The organism is Streptomyces vilmorinianum, from assembly GCF_005517195.1.
Lineage (GTDB): Bacteria > Actinomycetota > Actinomycetes > Streptomycetales > Streptomycetaceae > Streptomyces > Streptomyces vilmorinianum.
The window spans coordinates 2,637,039-2,653,148 of the sequence record NZ_CP040244.1; the positions used below are offsets into that span (position 1 = coordinate 2,637,039).

Here is a 16,110-nt window from a genome sequence, read left to right on the forward strand (position 1 = left end):
AGCTACAGCGCCGCCGCCCAGTCCGCGAGCGCGTCGAAGTCCGGCCGGAGCAGTCCGAGTCGGGGGTCGACGTGCAGCAACAGGGCGGCGGCGAGGTGGTGTTGGTCCACGTACTCGTGGTCGTACGGGGTGATGTCGTCGTCGACCCAGGCGAACGGCCGCCCGGCCGCGTACTCCAGGATGTACCGCGTCTTCCAGAAGGTCCCGCGAGGGGCCTTTCCGTGCATCTGGGGCCAGTCGACGAACGGCAGCTCGGGCAGCCCGAGATGGGGCCCGATCCAGTCGTTGGCCTCGCCCTTCCAGGTGGTCGCCCAGACCAGCTCGTACGCCTCGGAGAGCGCGCGCAGCTCGTCACCGTGCGCGGGGTTCAGCCACACGCGCAGGGGCTTCGTCTCGAACCAGCCGCCCGGCCGCATCCGGTGCGTGCCGTATCCCTCCGGCCGGCGTTCGGGCTGCGCCGCATAGGGATTCAGCGGCCCGTCCACGTCGATCAGCAGTAGTGGCTTCGTCATGTCCACAGCATTCCTTCCTGTCCTCCGTGAGGCATCGAATTATCGAATGAGACATTGATGTCTCATTCGGTGTATGGTCGTCTCATGTCAGTCGACCGCACCCAGGTGCTCCGCGCCGCCGCCGCCCTGCTCTCCCGGAAATCGACCGCCACCATGGACGAGGTCGCCCGGGCCGCCGGCATCGGCCGCGCCACCCTGCACCGGCACTTCGCCGGGCGGGACGCGCTGGTCAGGGCGCTGGAGGAGATGGGCATCCAGGAGTTCGAGGCCGCTCTCGACGCCGCGAACCTCCACGAGGGTCCGGCCGACGAAGCGCTGCGCCGGCTCATCGCCGAATCCGAGCCCTGCGCGCAGCTGCTGGCCTTTCTCGTCACCGAGAACCAGCTCTTCGAGGGCGACCAGGTCAACGAGGGCTGGGCCCGGCTCGACGCCAGGGTCAGTGCCCTCTTCCGGCGCGGCCAGGAAGAGGGCACCTTCCGGATCGACCTGAGCCCCGCCTGGCTCACCGAGGCCCTCTACGGCCTCATCGGCACCTGCGCCTGGTCCGTCATGGACGGCCGGGTCGCGGCCAAGGACTTCCAGTACATGATCACCGAGCTGCTGCTCGGTGGCGCACGACGGAGCGTGGAGAAATGAGTGGCACCCAGCAGTTGAGCCCGACGACGGGGACGGAGGTGAAGAGCTCCGGCCGCTGGCTCGCGCTCTCGGTCCTGGTCCTGGCCGTCCTGCTGGTCGCGGTGGACGCCACCGTTCTCGGTCTCGCCACGCCCTCGCTCAGCGAGGACCTCAAGCCCTCCGGTACGCAGCTGCTGTGGATCGGCGACATCTACTCCTTCGTGATCGCCGGTCTTCTCGTCTCCATGGGCTCCCTCGGCGACCGGATCGGCCGCAAGAAGCTGCTCCTGACCGGTGCGACCGCCTTCGGCGCCGTCTCGGTGCTCAACGCGTACGCCACCAGCCCCGAGATGATGATCGTGGCCCGCGCGCTCCTCGGTGTCGCCGGTGCGACGCTGATGCCGTCGACCCTGGCGCTGATCCGGAACATCTTCCACGACCCCAAGGAGCGCAGCCTCGCCATCGGCATCTGGGGCGCCACCGCCTCGGCCGGCGCCGCCATCGGCCCGGTCGTCGGCGGCGCGCTGCTCCAGCACTTCTACTGGGGCTCGGTCTTCCTCATCAACCTGCCGGTCATGGCCGTCCTGGTCCTCGTCGGCATCAAGCTGCTGCCCGAGTCCAAGAACCCGGTCGCGGGCCCCTGGGACCTCGTCAGCGTCGGCCTCTCGCTCGTCGGTGTCATCGGCGTCGTCTACGCGGTGAAGGAGGTCGCCTCCCACGGCCTCACCCCGGACGTCGGCGTGGCCGCCGTCATCGGCGCCGCCTGCCTCTACGCCTTCGTCCGGCGTCAGTACGCCCTGACGGCGCCGCTGCTCGACATGCGCCTCTTCCGGCACCGCGGTTTCTCGGGCGCGGTCCTCGCCGACCTGCTCACCGTCTTCGGACTGTCCGGACTGGTCTTCTTCCTCTCCCAGTTCCTGCAGCTGGTCCAGGGGCGCGAGCCGCTGGAGGCCGGACTCGCCGAACTGCCCGCCGCCGTCGGCGCGGTGGTGACCGGTCTCGTCGCGGGCAGGTACGCCCGGCGGTACTCGGTACGGGGCATCGTGGCCGGTGGCCTCGCCGCGATCGGACTCGCGCTCGGCGTCATCACCCTGGTCCACAAGGAGACCGGCTACCCGCTGCTCGGCGCGGCCCTGCTCGTCGTCGGCCTCGGCGCCGGGTTCTCCTTCACCGTCACCGCCGACGTGATCCTCTCCAGCGTGCCCAAGGAGCAGGCGGGTTCGGCCTCCGCCGTCTCCGAGACCGCATACGAACTGGGCGCGGCGCTCGGTATCGCGCTCCTCGGCTCGATCGTGACCGGCGTCTACCAGGGCTTCACGACCCCCGCGGGCGTCCCCTCGGGCGCGGCGGCGGCCGCCCACGAGTCGCTCGGCGGTGCGGTCGAGGCCTCCGCGGGCCTCGCGCCCGACACGGCGACCGCCCTGGTCTCCGCCGCCCAGGAGGCCTTCGTCGACGGCCTGCGCATCGCGGCGGGCGTCGGTGCGGTGGTCCTCCTCGCGACGGCGGCCGCGGCCTGGTTCCTGCTGAAGGGCCAGAAGCTGGAGGACGGGCTGGAGCATCCGTAACCCGCAGCGGGCGCGACGCCACGGGGCCGGGGCCCTTCAGAAGGACCCCGGCCCCGTGGGCCTACCCGCTCACAACGGCTACGCCGCCTTGGCCTTGGTGGCGTACATGTCCACGTACTCCTGGCCCGAGAGCCGCATGACCTCGGCCATCACCGAGTCCGTCACCGCGCGCAGCACATAGCGGTCCCGGTCCATGCCCTCGTACCGCGAGAACTCCATCGGCTTGCCGAAGCGGACCGTCACCCGGCCCGGCCGGGGCAGACCCGCCCCACCCGGCTGGATCTTGTCGGTACCGATCATCGCGAACGGCACCACCGGCGCGCCGGTCATCAGCGTGAGGCGCGCGATGCCGGTACGGCCCCGGTACAGCCGGCCGTCGGGGGAGCGGGTGCCCTCCGGGTAGATGGAGAAGATCTTGCCCTCCTCCAGCACCCGGCGGCCCGTCATCAGCGCCGCGACACCGCCGCGGCCGCCGTCGCGGTCCACCGGGATCATGCCCACGCTGGTGAAGAACCAGGCCATCAGCCGGCCCTTGACGCCCTTGCCCGTCACGTACTCGTCCTTGCCGATGAAGAAGACCGGGCGGTCCGTGCAGATCGGCATGATCATCGAGTCGATGAAGGTGAGGTGGTTGCCCGCGAGGATCACCGGACCCGTCCCCGGGATGTTCTCGGCCCCCTCCACACGTGGGCGGAACATCAGGCGCAGGATCGGTCCGAGCACTGCCTTGATGAGTGCGAGACGGGACAACGGTTCCTCCGGTGTCGGGGACGGACGGCGTCGGTGTGTGGGGGAGTGTGCAGGTGAGGACGATACTCGCGGGTCACCACCGTACGCACATCGGGTTCACCGAGTGGATACGCAGTGTTGACGTGTGTTTCCGCCATGTTCGGCCAGGGTCTGCCGCAGGTAAGGGGTGACTGCCTACCGTCGGAGCACCCCGTTGACAGGTGCGGGACATCACATCGAAGGAGCCTTCATGACACAGGGTGAGCACCGGAGCCCGGCCCGGCGGACGGTCCTCGGGGCGGCGGGCGTGGCCGTACTGGGCGCCTCGGCGGGCCTGACCGCGGGCACCGCGCAGGCCGCCGACGGCGGTGTGCGCCACCACGGCTTCCGCTCCCTCCCCGTCCCCACCGTCATCGCCCACCGCGGCGCCAGCGGCTACCGCCCCGAGCACACCCTCGGCTCCTACCAGCTCGCCCTCGACCTCGGCGCCCATGTGATCGAGCAGGACCTCGTCCCCACCAAGGACGGCCACCTGGTCTGCCGCCACGAGAACGACATCACCGGCACGACGGACGTCGCCGACCACCCCGGGTTCGCCTCCCGCCGGACCACCAAGTCCGTCGACGGCGTGTCCCAGACCGGATGGTTCACCGAGGACTTCACCCTCGCCGAGCTCAAGACCCTGCGCGCCAAGGAGCGCATCCCCGGCACCCGCCAGGAGAACACCCTCTACGACGGCCGCTGGCAGATCCCCACCTTCGAAGAGGTGCTGCGCTGGGCCGAGCAGGAGGGCCGGCGCCGGGGCCACGAGGTCTGGCTGCACGTCGAGACCAAGCACCCCACCTACTTCCGCTCGCTCGGCCTCGGCCTGGAGGAGCGGCTCGCCAAGCTGCTGCGCCGGTACGGGCGTCACCGCGCCGACTCCGCGGTCTTCCTGCAGTCCTTCGAGCCGAGCAGCATCCAGCGCCTGGCGAAGCTGGTGAACTCCCCGCGCGTGGTCCTGCTCTCCGGCGCGAGCAGCCGCCCCTGGGACTTCGTCCAGGCGGGCGACCCGCGCACCGTCGCCGACCTGGTCACCCCCGAGGGCCTGCGCTGGATCGCCTCGTACGCGCAGGGCATCGGCCCCACCCTGGACCTGGTCGTCCCGCGCGACGCGAGCGGCCGCCTCGGCACCCCGACCACCCTGGTCCGCGACGCCCACGCGCAGGGCCTGATCCTCCACCCGTACACCCAGCGCAACGAGAACAGCTTCCTGCCGGCCGACTTCCGCCGCGGCACGGACCCGACGGCGTACGGAGACGCCTTCGGCGCGCTGAAGACGTACCTGTCGACGGGCATCGACGGCATCTTCACCGACAACCCGGACACGGCCCTCCTCGCGGCGGCCGATCTCTAGGCCAGTTGTGGGCAACTGTTCCGCAGGGGGGAGGGTAAGGGCGGGCACAACATCCCGGGGCCGGCGTCCTTCCCAAGGACGTCCACCCCGGGCCCGGACCACGTGAGCGGCACCCACGCGAGTGGTTTACGCACGAACCCGCAACCGCGCCCGCAGGCACCCGCATCGTCCCGGTCATGACCCTCCCCGACCCCCACCTCCTGCGCACCCTCGCCCCCCTCCTCGCCGCCGAGTCCAAAGCCGAGGCCCCCGCCGCCGGCGTCGACGCGGGGGACCTCGAACAGGCCGTCTGGCTCAAACTCCTCGAACGCCTCCAGGACGAGGACGCCCCCACCCGCCCCGCCGACTGGCTGCGCCGAGCCGTCCGCGCCGAGGCGCGCCGCGCCCGCCGTGCCGCGCTGCGCGAGCGCCCCTACGGCGCGGAGGAGGCCGTCGCCCCGCACGACTCGCCCGAGAGCTCGGCCCTCATCGCCGAACGCCGCCGCACCGTGCGGGCCGCCGTCCGCCGCACCCCCGGCCACTGCCCGCGCCTGCTCACCGCGATGCTCGACCCGGCCGACCCCACCTACCGGGAAATCGCAGGGGAGTTGGGTATCTCACAAGGCAGCCTGGGGCCGATGCGTTCCCGCTGCCTGGGATGCCTGCGCAGAATGCTGGCTGCAGAGGTTCCCGCGTCGACCCGGAGGGGAAGGGTGCGGGAGACCGACCGGTGGACCAGGTGAGCGGGAGGCATGCGCACATGGGCATGAGCGTGACCATCTCAGCGGCAGACGAGCAGGACGCGGAACACATACTGAAGCTGCAGTACCTCTGTTACCAGAGCGAGGCCGAGCTCTACGGCGACTACTCCATCGAGCCGCTCACCCAGACCCTCGACTCCCTGCGGGCCGAACTCGCCCAGGGGTACGGGCTCGTGGCCCGCCTCGGCGACGAGGTCGTCGCCTCCGTACGCGGGCGGGTCGACGAGGCCGGCACCGTACACATCGCCAAGCTCATCGTCCACCCGCGTATGCAGCGCCACGGCCTCGGCGGACGGCTCCTCGACGCCATCGAAAGCCACTTCGCCGCCGACGAATCCGATGCCGCCGATGCCACCGGGCCCGCGCCCACCGCCAAGCGCTTCCAGCTCTTCACGGGCCACCGCAGCGAGCGCAACCTGCGGCTCTACCGCAGCAAGGGGTACGAGCAGGTCGCCACGCACGAGATCGGCCCGCGGCTCACGCTCGTCACCCTGGAGAAGGCCGCCTGAGTCAGCCGGCCTGCGTACGGGAGCGGCGCAGCCACCAGATCCCCGTCACCGGCAGCAGCACCGGAATGAAGATGTAGCCGTAGCCGTACTTCGACCAGACCGTGGCATCGGGGAACGCGGACGGGTCGACCAGCGTCCAGGTCCCCACGGCCAGTACGCCCACCAGCTCGGCGGCGCAGCACACCAGCGCCGCCCTGCGGGCCGTCTCCCCGCCGCGGACCAGCGTGTACGTGATGAACGCGTACACGACGGCCGCCAGCGCCGACAGCGTGTAGGGGAGCGGCGCCCGGTCGAACTCGGTCGCGATCTGGAAGATCGACCGCGAGACCGCGCCGACCGACATCACTCCGTACAGCCACACCACGAGCATGCCGGGGCCCTTGACCAGCCGCGTGGTTCCCTCGGTCGCGGTCATCTCAGCCCACCGTCCAGATGTCGAAGAGACGCACTTCGAGGACCGCGAGCACGATCGCGCCGGCCGCCACCGTCGCCGAGCCCCACCGGCTGCGTTCCGCGAGCGACATGAAGCCGGCCGCGGGCACCGCGCACAGCGCGCCCAGCAGGTAGGCGAGGAAGATGGTGGTGCCCTCCTCGGCCTTCTCGCCGCGCGCGAGCTGCACGATGCCGACGATCAGCTGGACCAGGGCGAGCGCCGTCACCACGGCCATGCCGATGAAGTGCCAGTCCTTGGTCGGCTGGTCGCGCGTGAAGGCGAAGCCGCACCAGGCGGCGAGGGCGAGCGCGGCCACGGAGACCGCGACCGTCAGGGCGTCGAGCATGGCCACGAGGGTATTACGGGCCGAAAGGCCCGATGCGCTCGCCCCCCGCGCGGCAGGCGCGCGGACCGTGGCCTTGGCCACAACCCACGGCCGCTCCGAGCTCCCTCGCCGATGTGGTCGTGACCGAGCCGCAGTCGGTATCGGCGCAGGCCACCACCAGGGGAGCGGGGATCTTCCCGGGCGGATGACACCCGCCCGGAGTGTCCGGATGATGTCATGACGCCGTCCGCTATTCGGACACTCCGGATCGGGCCGTACCCCTGCGTGCTTTACTTGCAGCCATGACCACGACGAGCAACCGCACCCTTGCGACCGAGGCGATCACGACGCCCGGTGCTCGTTGTATGTGTCGAATGTGCGCCTTCTGAGGGCCCCCGCCTGAGTCTCGCGCCCCGAAGCGAGACCCGACGGCCGAGCCGTTCCGCCCGCCATCCGGCGCCGGAGCGTGCCTGCCCCGCGCACGCGCTGCCTCCGGTCACCCACCGAGCCGGCCCCTCTGCGCCTGACTGTCCGAACGACGAATGCCCCGTGCCCGGCGGACCCCGCGCCGCGCACTCGACAGTGACGGAAAACCCCTGTGATCACCACTTCGGGCCTGACCAAGGTCTACGAGTCGCGAGGCCGCCAGGTCACCGCTCTGGACGGAGTCGACCTCCACGTCCGCGAGGGCGAGGTGTTCGGCGTGATCGGTCAGAGCGGCGCCGGCAAGTCCTCGCTCATCCGCTGCGTCAACCTCCTGGAGCGACCCACCTCCGGCACCGTGACCGTCGACGGCGTCGACCTCACCGCGCTCGCCGCCACGGGCCGCCGCGCCGGCAAGGACCTGCGCCGCGCCCGCAGCAGCATCGGCATGGTCTTCCAGCACTTCAACCTGCTGTCCTCCCGCACGGTCAAGGACAACATCGAGCTCCCCCTGGAGATCCTCGGCGTCTCCGGTGCCGAGCGCACCCGCCGCGCCCTGGAACTCCTCGACCTCGTCGGCCTCGCCGACAAGGCCAAGGCCTGCCCCGGCCAGCTCTCCGGCGGCCAGAAGCAGCGCGTCGGCATCGCCCGCGCCCTGGCCGGCAACCCCAAGGTGCTGCTCTCCGACGAGGCCACCAGCGCCCTCGACCCGGAGACCACCCGCTCCATCCTCCAGCTGCTGCGCGACCTCAACCGGCAGCTCGGCCTCACCGTCCTGCTCATCACGCACGAGATGGACGTCGTCAAGGCGATCTGCGACTCGGCCGCGCTGATGCAGAAGGGCCGGATCGTCGAGTCCGGCACCGTGAGCGAACTCCTCGCCACCCCCGGCTCCGAGTTGGCCGCCGAACTCTTCCCGGTCAGCGGCGCCCCCACCGGCCCCGACCGCACGGTCGTCGACGTCACCTTCCACGGCGAGTCCGCCACCCAGCCGGTGATCTCCCAGCTCTCCCGTACGTACAACATCGACATCTCGATCCTCGGGGCGGCGATGGACACCGTCGGCGGCAAGCAGATCGGCCGGATGCGGATCGAACTGCCCGGCCGTTACGAGGAGAACGTCGTCCCGGTCGGCTTCCTGCGCGAGCAGGGCCTCCAGGTCGACGTCGTCGACGAGGACCCCAACCCCGAGCTTCACGTGCCCACGCAGGGTCTCGTCAAGGAAGGTGCCAAGTGACCTGGTCGGAGATGCAGCCCCTGCTCGAGCAGGGCACCATCGACACCCTCTACATGGTCCTGTGGGCCACGGTCGTCACCGTCCTCGGCGGACTGCCGCTCGGCATCCTGCTCGTCCTCACGGACAAGGGCGGACTGCTGCAGAACACCGTGGTCAACAAGGTCGTCGGCGTGATCGTGAACATCGGCCGCTCGCTGCCGTTCATCATCCTGCTGATCGCCCTGATCCCCTTCACCACCTTCGTCGTCGGCACCTTCATCGGCCCCACCGCCATGATCGTGCCGCTCGCCATCGGCGCCATCCCGTTCTTCGCGCGCCTCGTCGAGACCGCGGTCCGCGAGGTCGACCACGGACTGGTCGAAGCCGTCCAGTCGATGGGCGGTTCGGTCCCCACGATCATCCGCAAGGTGCTGCTGCCGCAGGCGCTGCCCTCGCTGGTCTCCGCCGTCACCACCACCGTCATCGTGCTCGTCGGCTACTCGGCGATGGCCGGCGCGGTCGGCGGCGAAGGCCTCGGCTCCAAGGCCATCACCTACGGATACCAGCGCTTCGACACCCAGTTCATGCTGGTCACCGTCGTCGTGCTGATCGGGATCGTCACCGTCGTCCAGCTCGTCGGCGACCTGGCCGTCCGGCTCCTCGCCCGCCGAGGACGCACCGCGTAACCCCAGAGACTTCGATTTTCGAAGAAGAGCCCGGACTTGTTGTCCAGGCGTCCATCGCACCACCAGAAAGAGGCACTTTTCGTGCGTAAGAACATCAAGCTCACCGCCGGCTTCGCCACCATCACCGCGCTCGCCCTGGGCCTCACCGCCTGCGGCACCGCCTCCGACCCGTCGTCCTCCGCCAAGGACGCGGGCGGCTCCGGTGACACCTCCAAGGCGCTCGTCGTCGCCGCGTCCCCGACGCCCCACGCCGACATCCTGAACTTCGTCAAGGACAACCTCGCGCAGAAGGCGGGCCTGAAGCTGGAGGTGAAGGAGTTCACGGACTACGTCCTGCCGAACACCGCCACCGAGTCCGGCCAGGTCGACGCCAACTTCTTCCAGCACAAGCCGTACCTCGACGACTTCAACACGAAGAACGGCACCCACATCGTCCCGGTGGTCAACGTCCACCTGGAGCCTCTCGGCCTCTACTCCAAGAAGCTCAAGGACATCAAGGAGATCAAGGCCGGCCAGACCGTCGCCGTCCCCAACGACACCACCAACGGCGGCCGCGCCCTCAAGCTGCTGGCCGACAACGGGCTCATCACCCTCAAGGACGGCGTCGGCTCCAACGCCAAGCTCTCCGACATCACCGACAAGAAGGGCCTGGAGTTCAAGGAGTTGGAGGCCGCCACCGTGCCCCGCGCCCTGAACGACGTGGACGCCGCGGTCGTCAACGGCAACTACGCCATCGAGGCCAAGCTCAACCCGGCCACCGACTCCCTGGCCGTGGAGAAGGCGGAGGGCAACCCCTACGCCAACTTCCTTGCCGTCAAGGAGGGCAACGAGAAGGACGCCCGCGTGCAGAAGCTCGCCGAGCTCCTCAACTCGCCCGAGGTGAAGAAGTACATCGAGGACACCTACAAGAACGGCTCGGTCATCCCGGCGTTCGGCGCTGTCGCCAAGTAGGGCTCGCAGTACAGTTCTCGTGACGAAGGCCCCCGCATCCCGTCCGGTGCGCGGGGCCTTCGCCGTACCCTCCCGAATCTGACGCCACATCGGACCCGGCCATGCGCACCGGCTGCTGCATGCTGCATGCTGTGCGTTCACGGTCGATTCGGACGGTCCTCGGCATGGAGCTGCACATGACTACCACCTTTCCGGACATCTCCATCAACACGGACCGGTTGGTGCTGCGCCCGTACGACGACGCCGATATCCCCGCCTTCACGGAGATGATGAACGACGAGCTCATCACGGCCTGGACCTCCGTCCCGCACCCCTACACACGGTCCGACGCCGAGGAATGGGTGCGCAGGATCGCTCCTGCTGAGCGGACCGAGGGCCGTGGCATCGTCTTCGCCGTCACCGAGTTCCTCACCCAGCGCCTCGTGGGCACCGTCCACCTCAGAAACACCGACTGGCGCACGTTGGCCACCGAGGTCGGCTATGTGACCGCCCCCTGGGCCCGAGGAGAGGGATACGCCACCGAATCCGTGCTCGCCGTCGCCCAATGGCTCTTCCGCGACCGCGGGTTCGAGCGCCTGGAGCTGCGCACCGCCGCCGACAACACCGCCTCCCAGCAGGTCGCCCAGAAGATCGGCTGCATCAGCGAGGGAGTCCTGCGCAACGCCTGGATAGCGCGTACGCAGACGGAGTCCGGCGACTGGACCGACATCCGCACCGACCTCATCGTCTGGAGCCTCCTCCCCGAGGACCTCGAAGGCGTCGCGGACCAGATGGCAGAGGCCGGCTACTCCTCCTTCACCGACTGGAGCTGAGCCCGCCACCGATCCCGGGTACCCTCGACACGCCCCCCGACCTGCGACAAGACCTCAGGAGACAGACGACGATGGCCGACCGGGTCACGGTGATCGGCTGGGACGGCTCGCCCCTCACCGCAGCGGCCCGGTCCGCGCTCTCGGCAGCCACCCTCGTGGCCGGAGCCGCGCACCACCTCGCGCTCCCCGAGGTCCCGCCCGGCGCCGAGCGCATCCGCCTCGGCAGCGTCGACCTCGCCGCCCGCAGGATCGCCGGCCACCGCGGCAGCGCCGTCGTCCTCGCAGACGGCGACCCCGGCTTCTTCGGAGTCGTCCGCACCCTGCGCGCCCCCGAGCATGGACTCGAGGTCGAGGTCGTCCCCGCCGTCTCCTCCGTCGCCGCCGCCTTCGCCCGCGCCGGCATGCCCTGGGACGACGCCCGGATCGTCGTCGCCCACCAGCGCACCCTGCGCCGCGCCGTCAACGTCTGCCGCGCCCACCCCAAGGTCGCCGTCCTCACCTCGCCCGGCGCGGGACCCGCCGAACTCGCCCTCCTCCTCGACGGGGTCCACCGCACCTTCGTCATCTGCGAGGAACTCGGCACCGACCGCGAACAGGTCACCGTCCTCACCTCCGACAAGGCCGCCGACCACGCCTGGCGCGACCCGAACGTCGTCATCGTCATCGGCGGCGGTGGCGCCGCCGGTGGACCGGGCGGCGGCTGGCTCATGGGCCAGGAGACCCCGGCCGTACGAGGCTGGGCCCTGCCCCTCGAAGAGCCCGGTGGCAGTGGCGAGCGCGGTGGCAGCGGCGAGAACCCCACCTTGCGCGCGACCCAGCTCGCCCGGCTCGGCCCCCGCATCGGCGACCTCGTCTGGGACATCGGCTGCGGCGGCGGCGCGTTCTCCGTCGAGGCCGCCCGCTTCGGCGCCGCGGTCATCGCCGTGGACGCCGCCCCCGACGCGTGCGCCCGCACCGAGGCCGCCGCCCGCCGGGGCGGCGTCCAGCTGCAGGCCGTGGCCGGCCGCGCTCCGCACGTACTGGAACGGCTCCCCGAACCCGATGTCGTACGGATCGGGGGCGGCGGCGTCCCCGTCGTCACCGCCTGCACCGACCGCAGGCCCGAACGGATCGTCACCCACGCCTCCACCCGCGACGAGGCCGAGGCCCTCGGGGCGGCGCTCGCCGACGGCGGCTACACCGTCGAATGCGCCCTGCTGCAGAGCGTCGGCCTCGATCCGGCCGACTGGTCGGAACGGGACCGGTCCGTCGTCTTCCTGCTCTCCGGGAGCCGGATCGACCGCGCCCCGTGACCGAGCCGCCCCACAGGGCCAGGTAGGCTGGCCGATTGTTGTACCGCACCCGGACCTTCGGCAGTTTGTTCGTCAATGTCCGGAAGTGGGGGCCCCATTGGGCCGCTGATGTGGTACGGAGCGATGGGGGGCCGCGCGACGTGGCGCAGTCCACAGCGCACCGTGGCGGATCTCCCTGCCACGATGGCCGAAGGCCGCGACAATGCTTGGGTGCCCGCGCGTCATTCGTGCCGCGCGGCGCGCACGCTCGTTCTTGTTGACGGGCGAAGGTCTGAAGGAGCACAACCGATGGGCGAGGGGTACGCATGACGGACACCGGCCAGGTCCCGGGCGAGGGGCTGCCGGAGAACGCAGGCATGGTCGAGCAGCCGGGCATCCCCGCTCCGGGCGCGTACACCTTCCTGGACCCCTCCGAGAGCGCTGCCGAGGACGACGACCTCCTTCTGATGCCGGGCGCGCAGGGCGCGTGGAGCGAGCACCAGCCGGGCGCCGTGCCCGCGCCGCCCGTCGCCGTACCGGCGCCGGGAATGATGCCGGGCCAGCTCCCGCCGATGGGGGACCCGCTCACCGACCCGCTGGCGGGTCCGCTCGCCGACGCCCTCGCCGCGCAGACGCCGATGGCCCCCGCCGCCCCGGCCGCCCCGGCCGTGCACGAGGCCGTCTCCACCCCCGCGCACGGTGTGCCGACGGTCCCGGCCCCCGGCCAGGCCCTCTCCACCCCCGCCCACGGTGTGCCCGTCGCGCCGCAGGAGCCGGTCGTCACCGACCACGGGTACGAGCCCGGAATCCTGGACACCGGTGCCCACGAGGCCGCCGGCCGCGACTCCGGCTCCGTGGACCTCAGCGGGGTACGGGTGCCGCCGCCCGCCACCGCCCCGACCCCGCCGCCCGCCCGGCGCCCGCTGCACATGGGCCCGCCCGTGCCGGAGAGCACCGGGGGAGTCGTGCGCTCGCTCGCCGACCGCGGCCCGGCCGGCGCACCGGCCCCCGCCCCCGTTCCCGCCCCGGCGCCCGCCCCCGCCCCGAAGGCGACCCCGATGCCGGCCCATGTGCAGGGTCCGCCGACCACCGGCCCGGAGTACCTCGACATCCCGCAGGAGCAGCCCGCCGCGCCGGCCGCGCCCCAACTCGGCGAGATCCCGCCGCAGGGCGCCGTGCCGTGGGACCCGCAGCCCCAGGGACCCGTCGCGCCGCAGATGCAGCCGCAGGCCGTCCCCGCAGAAACGGTCGGCCAGTTCGTCCAGGTCGAGGGCACGGTCCCGACGACCCCGCATCTGGCGCCGACGCCGGTGGCCGAGGCGGTGGAGGAACCCGCTCCGGCCCAGGAGCCCGTGACCGAGCCGGAGCCGGCGCAGGCCGTCGAGGTCGTCGCACCCGCCGTCGAGGTCCCGGCGGAGGAGGCCCCCGCGGCCGTACCCGCCCCGCGCGACGGCGGCCCGGCCGCGGCCGTTCCCGTACCGCCGGCCGAGCCGGAGGCCGTGGTGGCCGAGGCGCAGCCGGAGCCGGTCGTGGAGCCGGAGCCCGTCGTGGAGCCGCAGGCCGAGCCCGTCGTTGCCGAGCCGGTCGCCGAGGTCTTGGCCGCTGAGCCGGTCGCCCCTGAGGCGCCCGCCGCCGAGGAGACGCCCGCGCAGGAGCAGCCCGAGCCCGCCGCCGAGCCGCAGCCCGAGCCTGAGCCCGAGTCGATCGAGGAGCCGGCCGCCGCGCAGCCCGTCGCCGACCAGCCTGCCGCCGAGCAGCCGGCGCCCGAACAGCCCGCTGCCGAGGAGCCGGTGAGCGAGGAGCCGGCCGCGGAGGAGGTCCCCGTCGAAGAGGCCGCCGTCGAAGAGGCCGCCGTCGAGGAGGTCTCCGCCGAGGGGGCCGTCGGTGCCCCCGCGCCCGGGTACGACGACGCCGAGCGCGAGGCCGTGCTGCGCGTGATGCGCGAGCGCCGCGACATCCGCAACGGCTTCCGCTCCGACCCGATCCCGCACGAGGTGCTGCTCCGGGTCCTGGAGGCCGCGCACACGGCCCCCAGCGTCGGCCATTCCCAGCCCTGGGACTTCGTCGTCATCCGCTCCGCCGAGACCCGCCGGAGCATGCACGAACTCGCCCAGCGCCAGCGCGAGGCCTACGCCAAGTCGCTGCCCAAGGCCCGGGCGAAGCAGTTCAAGGAACTGAAGATCGAGGCCATCCTCGACACCCCGGTCAACATCGTCGTCACCGCCGACCCCACGCGCGGCGGCCGGCACACCCTGGGCCGCTACACGCAGCCGCAGATGGCGCCGTACTCCTCGGCCCTCGCCGTCGAGAACCTGTGGCTCGCCGCCCGCGCCGAGGGCCTCGGCGTCGGCTGGGTCAGCTTCTTCGACGAGCGCGAGATGGTCCGCGCGCTCGGCCTCCCGGAGCACCTGGAGGTCGTCGCGTACCTCTGCGTCGGATACGTCGACGAGTTCCCCGAGGAGCCCGAGCTGATGCAGGCGGGCTGGTCCAAGCGCCGCCCGCTGTCCTGGGTCGTCCACGAGGAGACGTACGGCCGCCGCGCCCTGCCCGGCGAGGAGCCGCACGACCTGCTCCAGGAGACCGTCTCCAACATCCGCCCGCTGGACGCCAAGGCGCTCGGCGAGGCGTGGGAGCGGCAGAAGCGCATGACGAAGCCCGCGGGGGCCCTCGGCATGCTGGAGATCATCTCCGCGCAGCTCTCCGGACTCTCCCGGATGTGCCCGCCGCCGATCCCGGAGCCCGCGGCCGTCGCGATCTTCGCCGGCGACCACGGTGTGCACGCCCAGGGCGTCACCGCCTGGCCCCAGGAGGTGACCGGCCAGATGGTCGCCAACTTCCTCGGCGGGGGAGCGGTCTGCAACGCCTTCGCGAACCAGGTCGGTGCCGAGGTCTGCGTCGTCGACGTCGGCGTCGCCTCCGACCTGCCCTCCACGCCGGGCCTGCTGCCCCGCAAGGTCCGCCCCGGTACGGGCGACTTCACGACCGGTCCCGCGATGACGCGCGAGGAGGTGCTCGCCGCGATCGAGGTGGGCATCGAGACCGCGCGGGACCTCGTGGCGGCCGGCAACAAGGCCCTGCTGACCGGTGAGATGGGCATCGCCAACACGACCGCGTCCGCGGCGCTGATCTCCGTGTACACGGGGGTCGACCCGGTCGAGGTCACCGGGCGGGGCACCGGCATCAACGACGAGATGCACGCGCGGAAGGTGGACGTGGTCCGCCGCGCGCTGGACCTCCACAAGCCGGACCCCGCGGACCCGATCGGCGTCCTCTCCGCCATCGGCGGCCTGGAGCACGCGGCGCTGGTGGGCCTGATCCTGGGCGGCGCGTCGCTGCGTACGCCGGTCATCCTGGACGGTGTCTCGACGGGCGCGGCGGCCCTGGTGGCGAGGGCGATCGCGCCCGAGTCCCTGGCGGCCTGCATCGCGGGCCACCGCAGCGCGGAGCCGGGCCACGTGGCGGCCCTCAACAAGCTGGGCCTGCGCCCCCTGGTCGACCTCGACCTCCGCCTCGGCGAGGGCACGGGCGCCCTCCTGGCCCTCCCGGTGGTCCAGAGCGCGGCCCGCGCGATGCACGAGGTGGCGACGTTCGACTCCGCGGGCGTCACGGAGAAGTAGCCTCCGGGCCCCGGGCTCACCCGTGGGTGGGTCCGGGTGCCGGGGCCTCCGGTGGGGGGTGTCCGGACTGCGTCTCACCGCGCTCCGCGCGAGTTCCGACGCTTTACGTCCGAACACCCCCACCTACGACCCCGTCCCCCTCCCGTACCTGTTGTGCCCACGGGGGCGGTGCCGTTTCGGGTCCGTCCACCCCATGGGGGCCGTCCCTGAGGGACATGGGTCACAGGCCACGCACGCCAGGTGACCGATATCGTGGGCACCGGTCCCCACCAGCCGCTTCAGCGCCGACGCGGCCCCGCACACCCCTCCC

15 protein-coding genes are annotated in these 16,110 nt (G+C 71.8%); 11 read left to right on the top strand and 4 right to left on the bottom strand.

The genetic code is table 11. The features are described from left to right. Positions 1-2 precede the first annotated feature (2 nt). Complete coding sequence (locus FDM97_RS12340; protein ID WP_137990458.1) at positions 3-512, bottom strand: HAD domain-containing protein; 510 nt, start codon at positions 510-512, stop codon at positions 3-5. Positions 513-596: 84 nt separating this feature from the next. Here FDM97_RS12340 and FDM97_RS12345 point away from each other — a divergent pair, with 84 nt between their 5' ends. Both FDM97_RS12345 and FDM97_RS12350 read left to right on the top strand, forming a co-directional pair. Next, positions 597-1,148: a TetR/AcrR family transcriptional regulator gene (locus tag FDM97_RS12345; protein ID WP_137990459.1), complete on the top strand. Its 552-nt coding sequence runs from the start codon at positions 597-599 to the stop codon at positions 1,146-1,148. After that, positions 1,145-2,692, top strand: a complete 1,548-nt coding sequence (locus FDM97_RS12350) for an MFS transporter (protein ID WP_137990460.1) — start codon at positions 1,145-1,147, stop codon at positions 2,690-2,692. Before FDM97_RS12345 ends, FDM97_RS12350 begins: the two co-directional genes overlap by 4 nt. Positions 2,693-2,770: 78 nt before the next feature. On the opposite strand, the gene FDM97_RS12355 is transcribed toward FDM97_RS12350, so the two are convergent. Next, positions 2,771-3,442: a lysophospholipid acyltransferase family protein gene (locus FDM97_RS12355; RefSeq protein WP_137990461.1), complete on the bottom strand. Its 672-nt coding sequence runs from the start codon at positions 3,440-3,442 to the stop codon at positions 2,771-2,773. A 229-nt stretch (positions 3,443-3,671) separates the two neighbouring features. Between FDM97_RS12355 and FDM97_RS12360 the strand changes: the two genes are divergently transcribed. From FDM97_RS12360 to FDM97_RS12370, 3 genes are all read left to right on the top strand, one after another. Beyond that, on the top strand, positions 3,672-4,817 hold the full coding sequence (locus tag FDM97_RS12360; protein ID WP_137990462.1) for a glycerophosphodiester phosphodiesterase: 1,146 nt from the start codon (positions 3,672-3,674) through the stop codon (positions 4,815-4,817). A gap of 176 nt (positions 4,818-4,993) precedes the next feature. Continuing rightward, positions 4,994-5,539, top strand: a complete 546-nt coding sequence (locus FDM97_RS12365) for a sigma-70 family RNA polymerase sigma factor (protein ID WP_137990463.1) — start codon at positions 4,994-4,996, stop codon at positions 5,537-5,539. Between the two features lie 17 nt (positions 5,540-5,556). After that, positions 5,557-6,066, top strand: a complete 510-nt coding sequence (locus tag FDM97_RS12370; protein WP_137990464.1) for a GNAT family N-acetyltransferase — start codon at positions 5,557-5,559, stop codon at positions 6,064-6,066. 1 nt (position 6,067) lies between these two features. On the opposite strand, the gene FDM97_RS12375 is transcribed toward FDM97_RS12370, so the two are convergent. Together FDM97_RS12375 and FDM97_RS12380 are read right to left on the bottom strand one after the other, a co-directional pair. Further along, positions 6,068-6,481, bottom strand: a complete 414-nt coding sequence (locus FDM97_RS12375) for a hypothetical protein (protein WP_137990465.1) — start codon at positions 6,479-6,481, stop codon at positions 6,068-6,070. Position 6,482: 1 nt separating this feature from the next. Then, entirely contained in the window at positions 6,483-6,845 is a 363-nt protein-coding gene (locus tag FDM97_RS12380; RefSeq protein ID WP_137990466.1) for a hypothetical protein, read from the bottom strand. A gap of 577 nt (positions 6,846-7,422) precedes the next feature. Here FDM97_RS12380 and FDM97_RS12385 point away from each other — a divergent pair. The 6 genes from FDM97_RS12385 to cobT all read left to right on the top strand — a co-directional run bounded on the left by FDM97_RS12385 (position 7,423) and on the right by cobT (position 15,800). Beyond that, positions 7,423-8,484 (top strand): methionine ABC transporter ATP-binding protein, encoded by a 1,062-nt coding sequence (locus FDM97_RS12385; protein ID WP_137990467.1) that lies wholly within the window; start codon positions 7,423-7,425, stop codon positions 8,482-8,484. Beyond that, a complete protein-coding gene (locus FDM97_RS12390) occupies positions 8,481-9,149 on the top strand; it encodes a methionine ABC transporter permease (protein WP_137990468.1) in 669 nt (222 codons plus the stop codon). Before FDM97_RS12385 ends, FDM97_RS12390 begins: the two co-directional genes overlap by 4 nt. Positions 9,150-9,230: 81 nt before the next feature. Continuing rightward, positions 9,231-10,100, top strand: a complete 870-nt coding sequence (locus tag FDM97_RS12395) for a MetQ/NlpA family ABC transporter substrate-binding protein (RefSeq protein WP_137990469.1) — start codon at positions 9,231-9,233, stop codon at positions 10,098-10,100. A 176-nt stretch (positions 10,101-10,276) separates the two neighbouring features. Beyond that, complete coding sequence (locus FDM97_RS12400) at positions 10,277-10,912, top strand: GNAT family N-acetyltransferase (RefSeq protein WP_137990470.1); 636 nt, start codon at positions 10,277-10,279, stop codon at positions 10,910-10,912. A gap of 71 nt (positions 10,913-10,983) precedes the next feature. Then, entirely contained in the window at positions 10,984-12,204 is a 1,221-nt protein-coding gene (gene cbiE, locus FDM97_RS12405; protein WP_137990471.1) for a precorrin-6y C5,15-methyltransferase (decarboxylating) subunit CbiE, read from the top strand. 305 nt (positions 12,205-12,509) lie between these two features. Continuing rightward, complete coding sequence (cobT, locus tag FDM97_RS12410) at positions 12,510-15,800, top strand: nicotinate-nucleotide--dimethylbenzimidazole phosphoribosyltransferase (RefSeq protein WP_137990472.1); 3,291 nt, start codon at positions 12,510-12,512, stop codon at positions 15,798-15,800. Positions 15,801-16,110: the final 310 nt, after the last annotated feature.

Excerpts from the sequence above, each read along its gene's own strand:
- FDM97_RS12375 (WP_137990465.1), bottom strand. The coding sequence starts at position 6,481 with ATGACCGCGACCGAGGGAACCACGCGGCTGGTCAAGGGCCCCGGCATG.
- FDM97_RS12365 (WP_137990463.1), top strand. The coding sequence starts at position 4,994 with ATGACCCTCCCCGACCCCCACCTCCTGCGCACCCTCGCCCCCCTCCTC.
- FDM97_RS12370 (WP_137990464.1), top strand. The coding sequence starts at position 5,557 with ATGGGCATGAGCGTGACCATCTCAGCGGCAGACGAGCAGGACGCGGAA.
- FDM97_RS12400 (WP_137990470.1), top strand. The coding sequence starts at position 10,277 with ATGACTACCACCTTTCCGGACATCTCCATCAACACGGACCGGTTGGTG.
- FDM97_RS12340 (WP_137990458.1), bottom strand. The coding sequence starts at position 512 with ATGACGAAGCCACTACTGCTGATCGACGTGGACGGGCCGCTGAATCCC.
- FDM97_RS12350 (WP_137990460.1), top strand. The coding sequence starts at position 1,145 with ATGAGTGGCACCCAGCAGTTGAGCCCGACGACGGGGACGGAGGTGAAG.
- FDM97_RS12360 (WP_137990462.1), top strand. The coding sequence starts at position 3,672 with ATGACACAGGGTGAGCACCGGAGCCCGGCCCGGCGGACGGTCCTCGGG.
- cbiE (WP_137990471.1), top strand. The coding sequence starts at position 10,984 with ATGGCCGACCGGGTCACGGTGATCGGCTGGGACGGCTCGCCCCTCACC.
- cobT (WP_137990472.1), top strand. The coding sequence starts at position 12,510 with ATGACGGACACCGGCCAGGTCCCGGGCGAGGGGCTGCCGGAGAACGCA.
- FDM97_RS12345 (WP_137990459.1), top strand. The coding sequence starts at position 597 with ATGTCAGTCGACCGCACCCAGGTGCTCCGCGCCGCCGCCGCCCTGCTC.
- FDM97_RS12380 (WP_137990466.1), bottom strand. The coding sequence starts at position 6,845 with ATGCTCGACGCCCTGACGGTCGCGGTCTCCGTGGCCGCGCTCGCCCTC.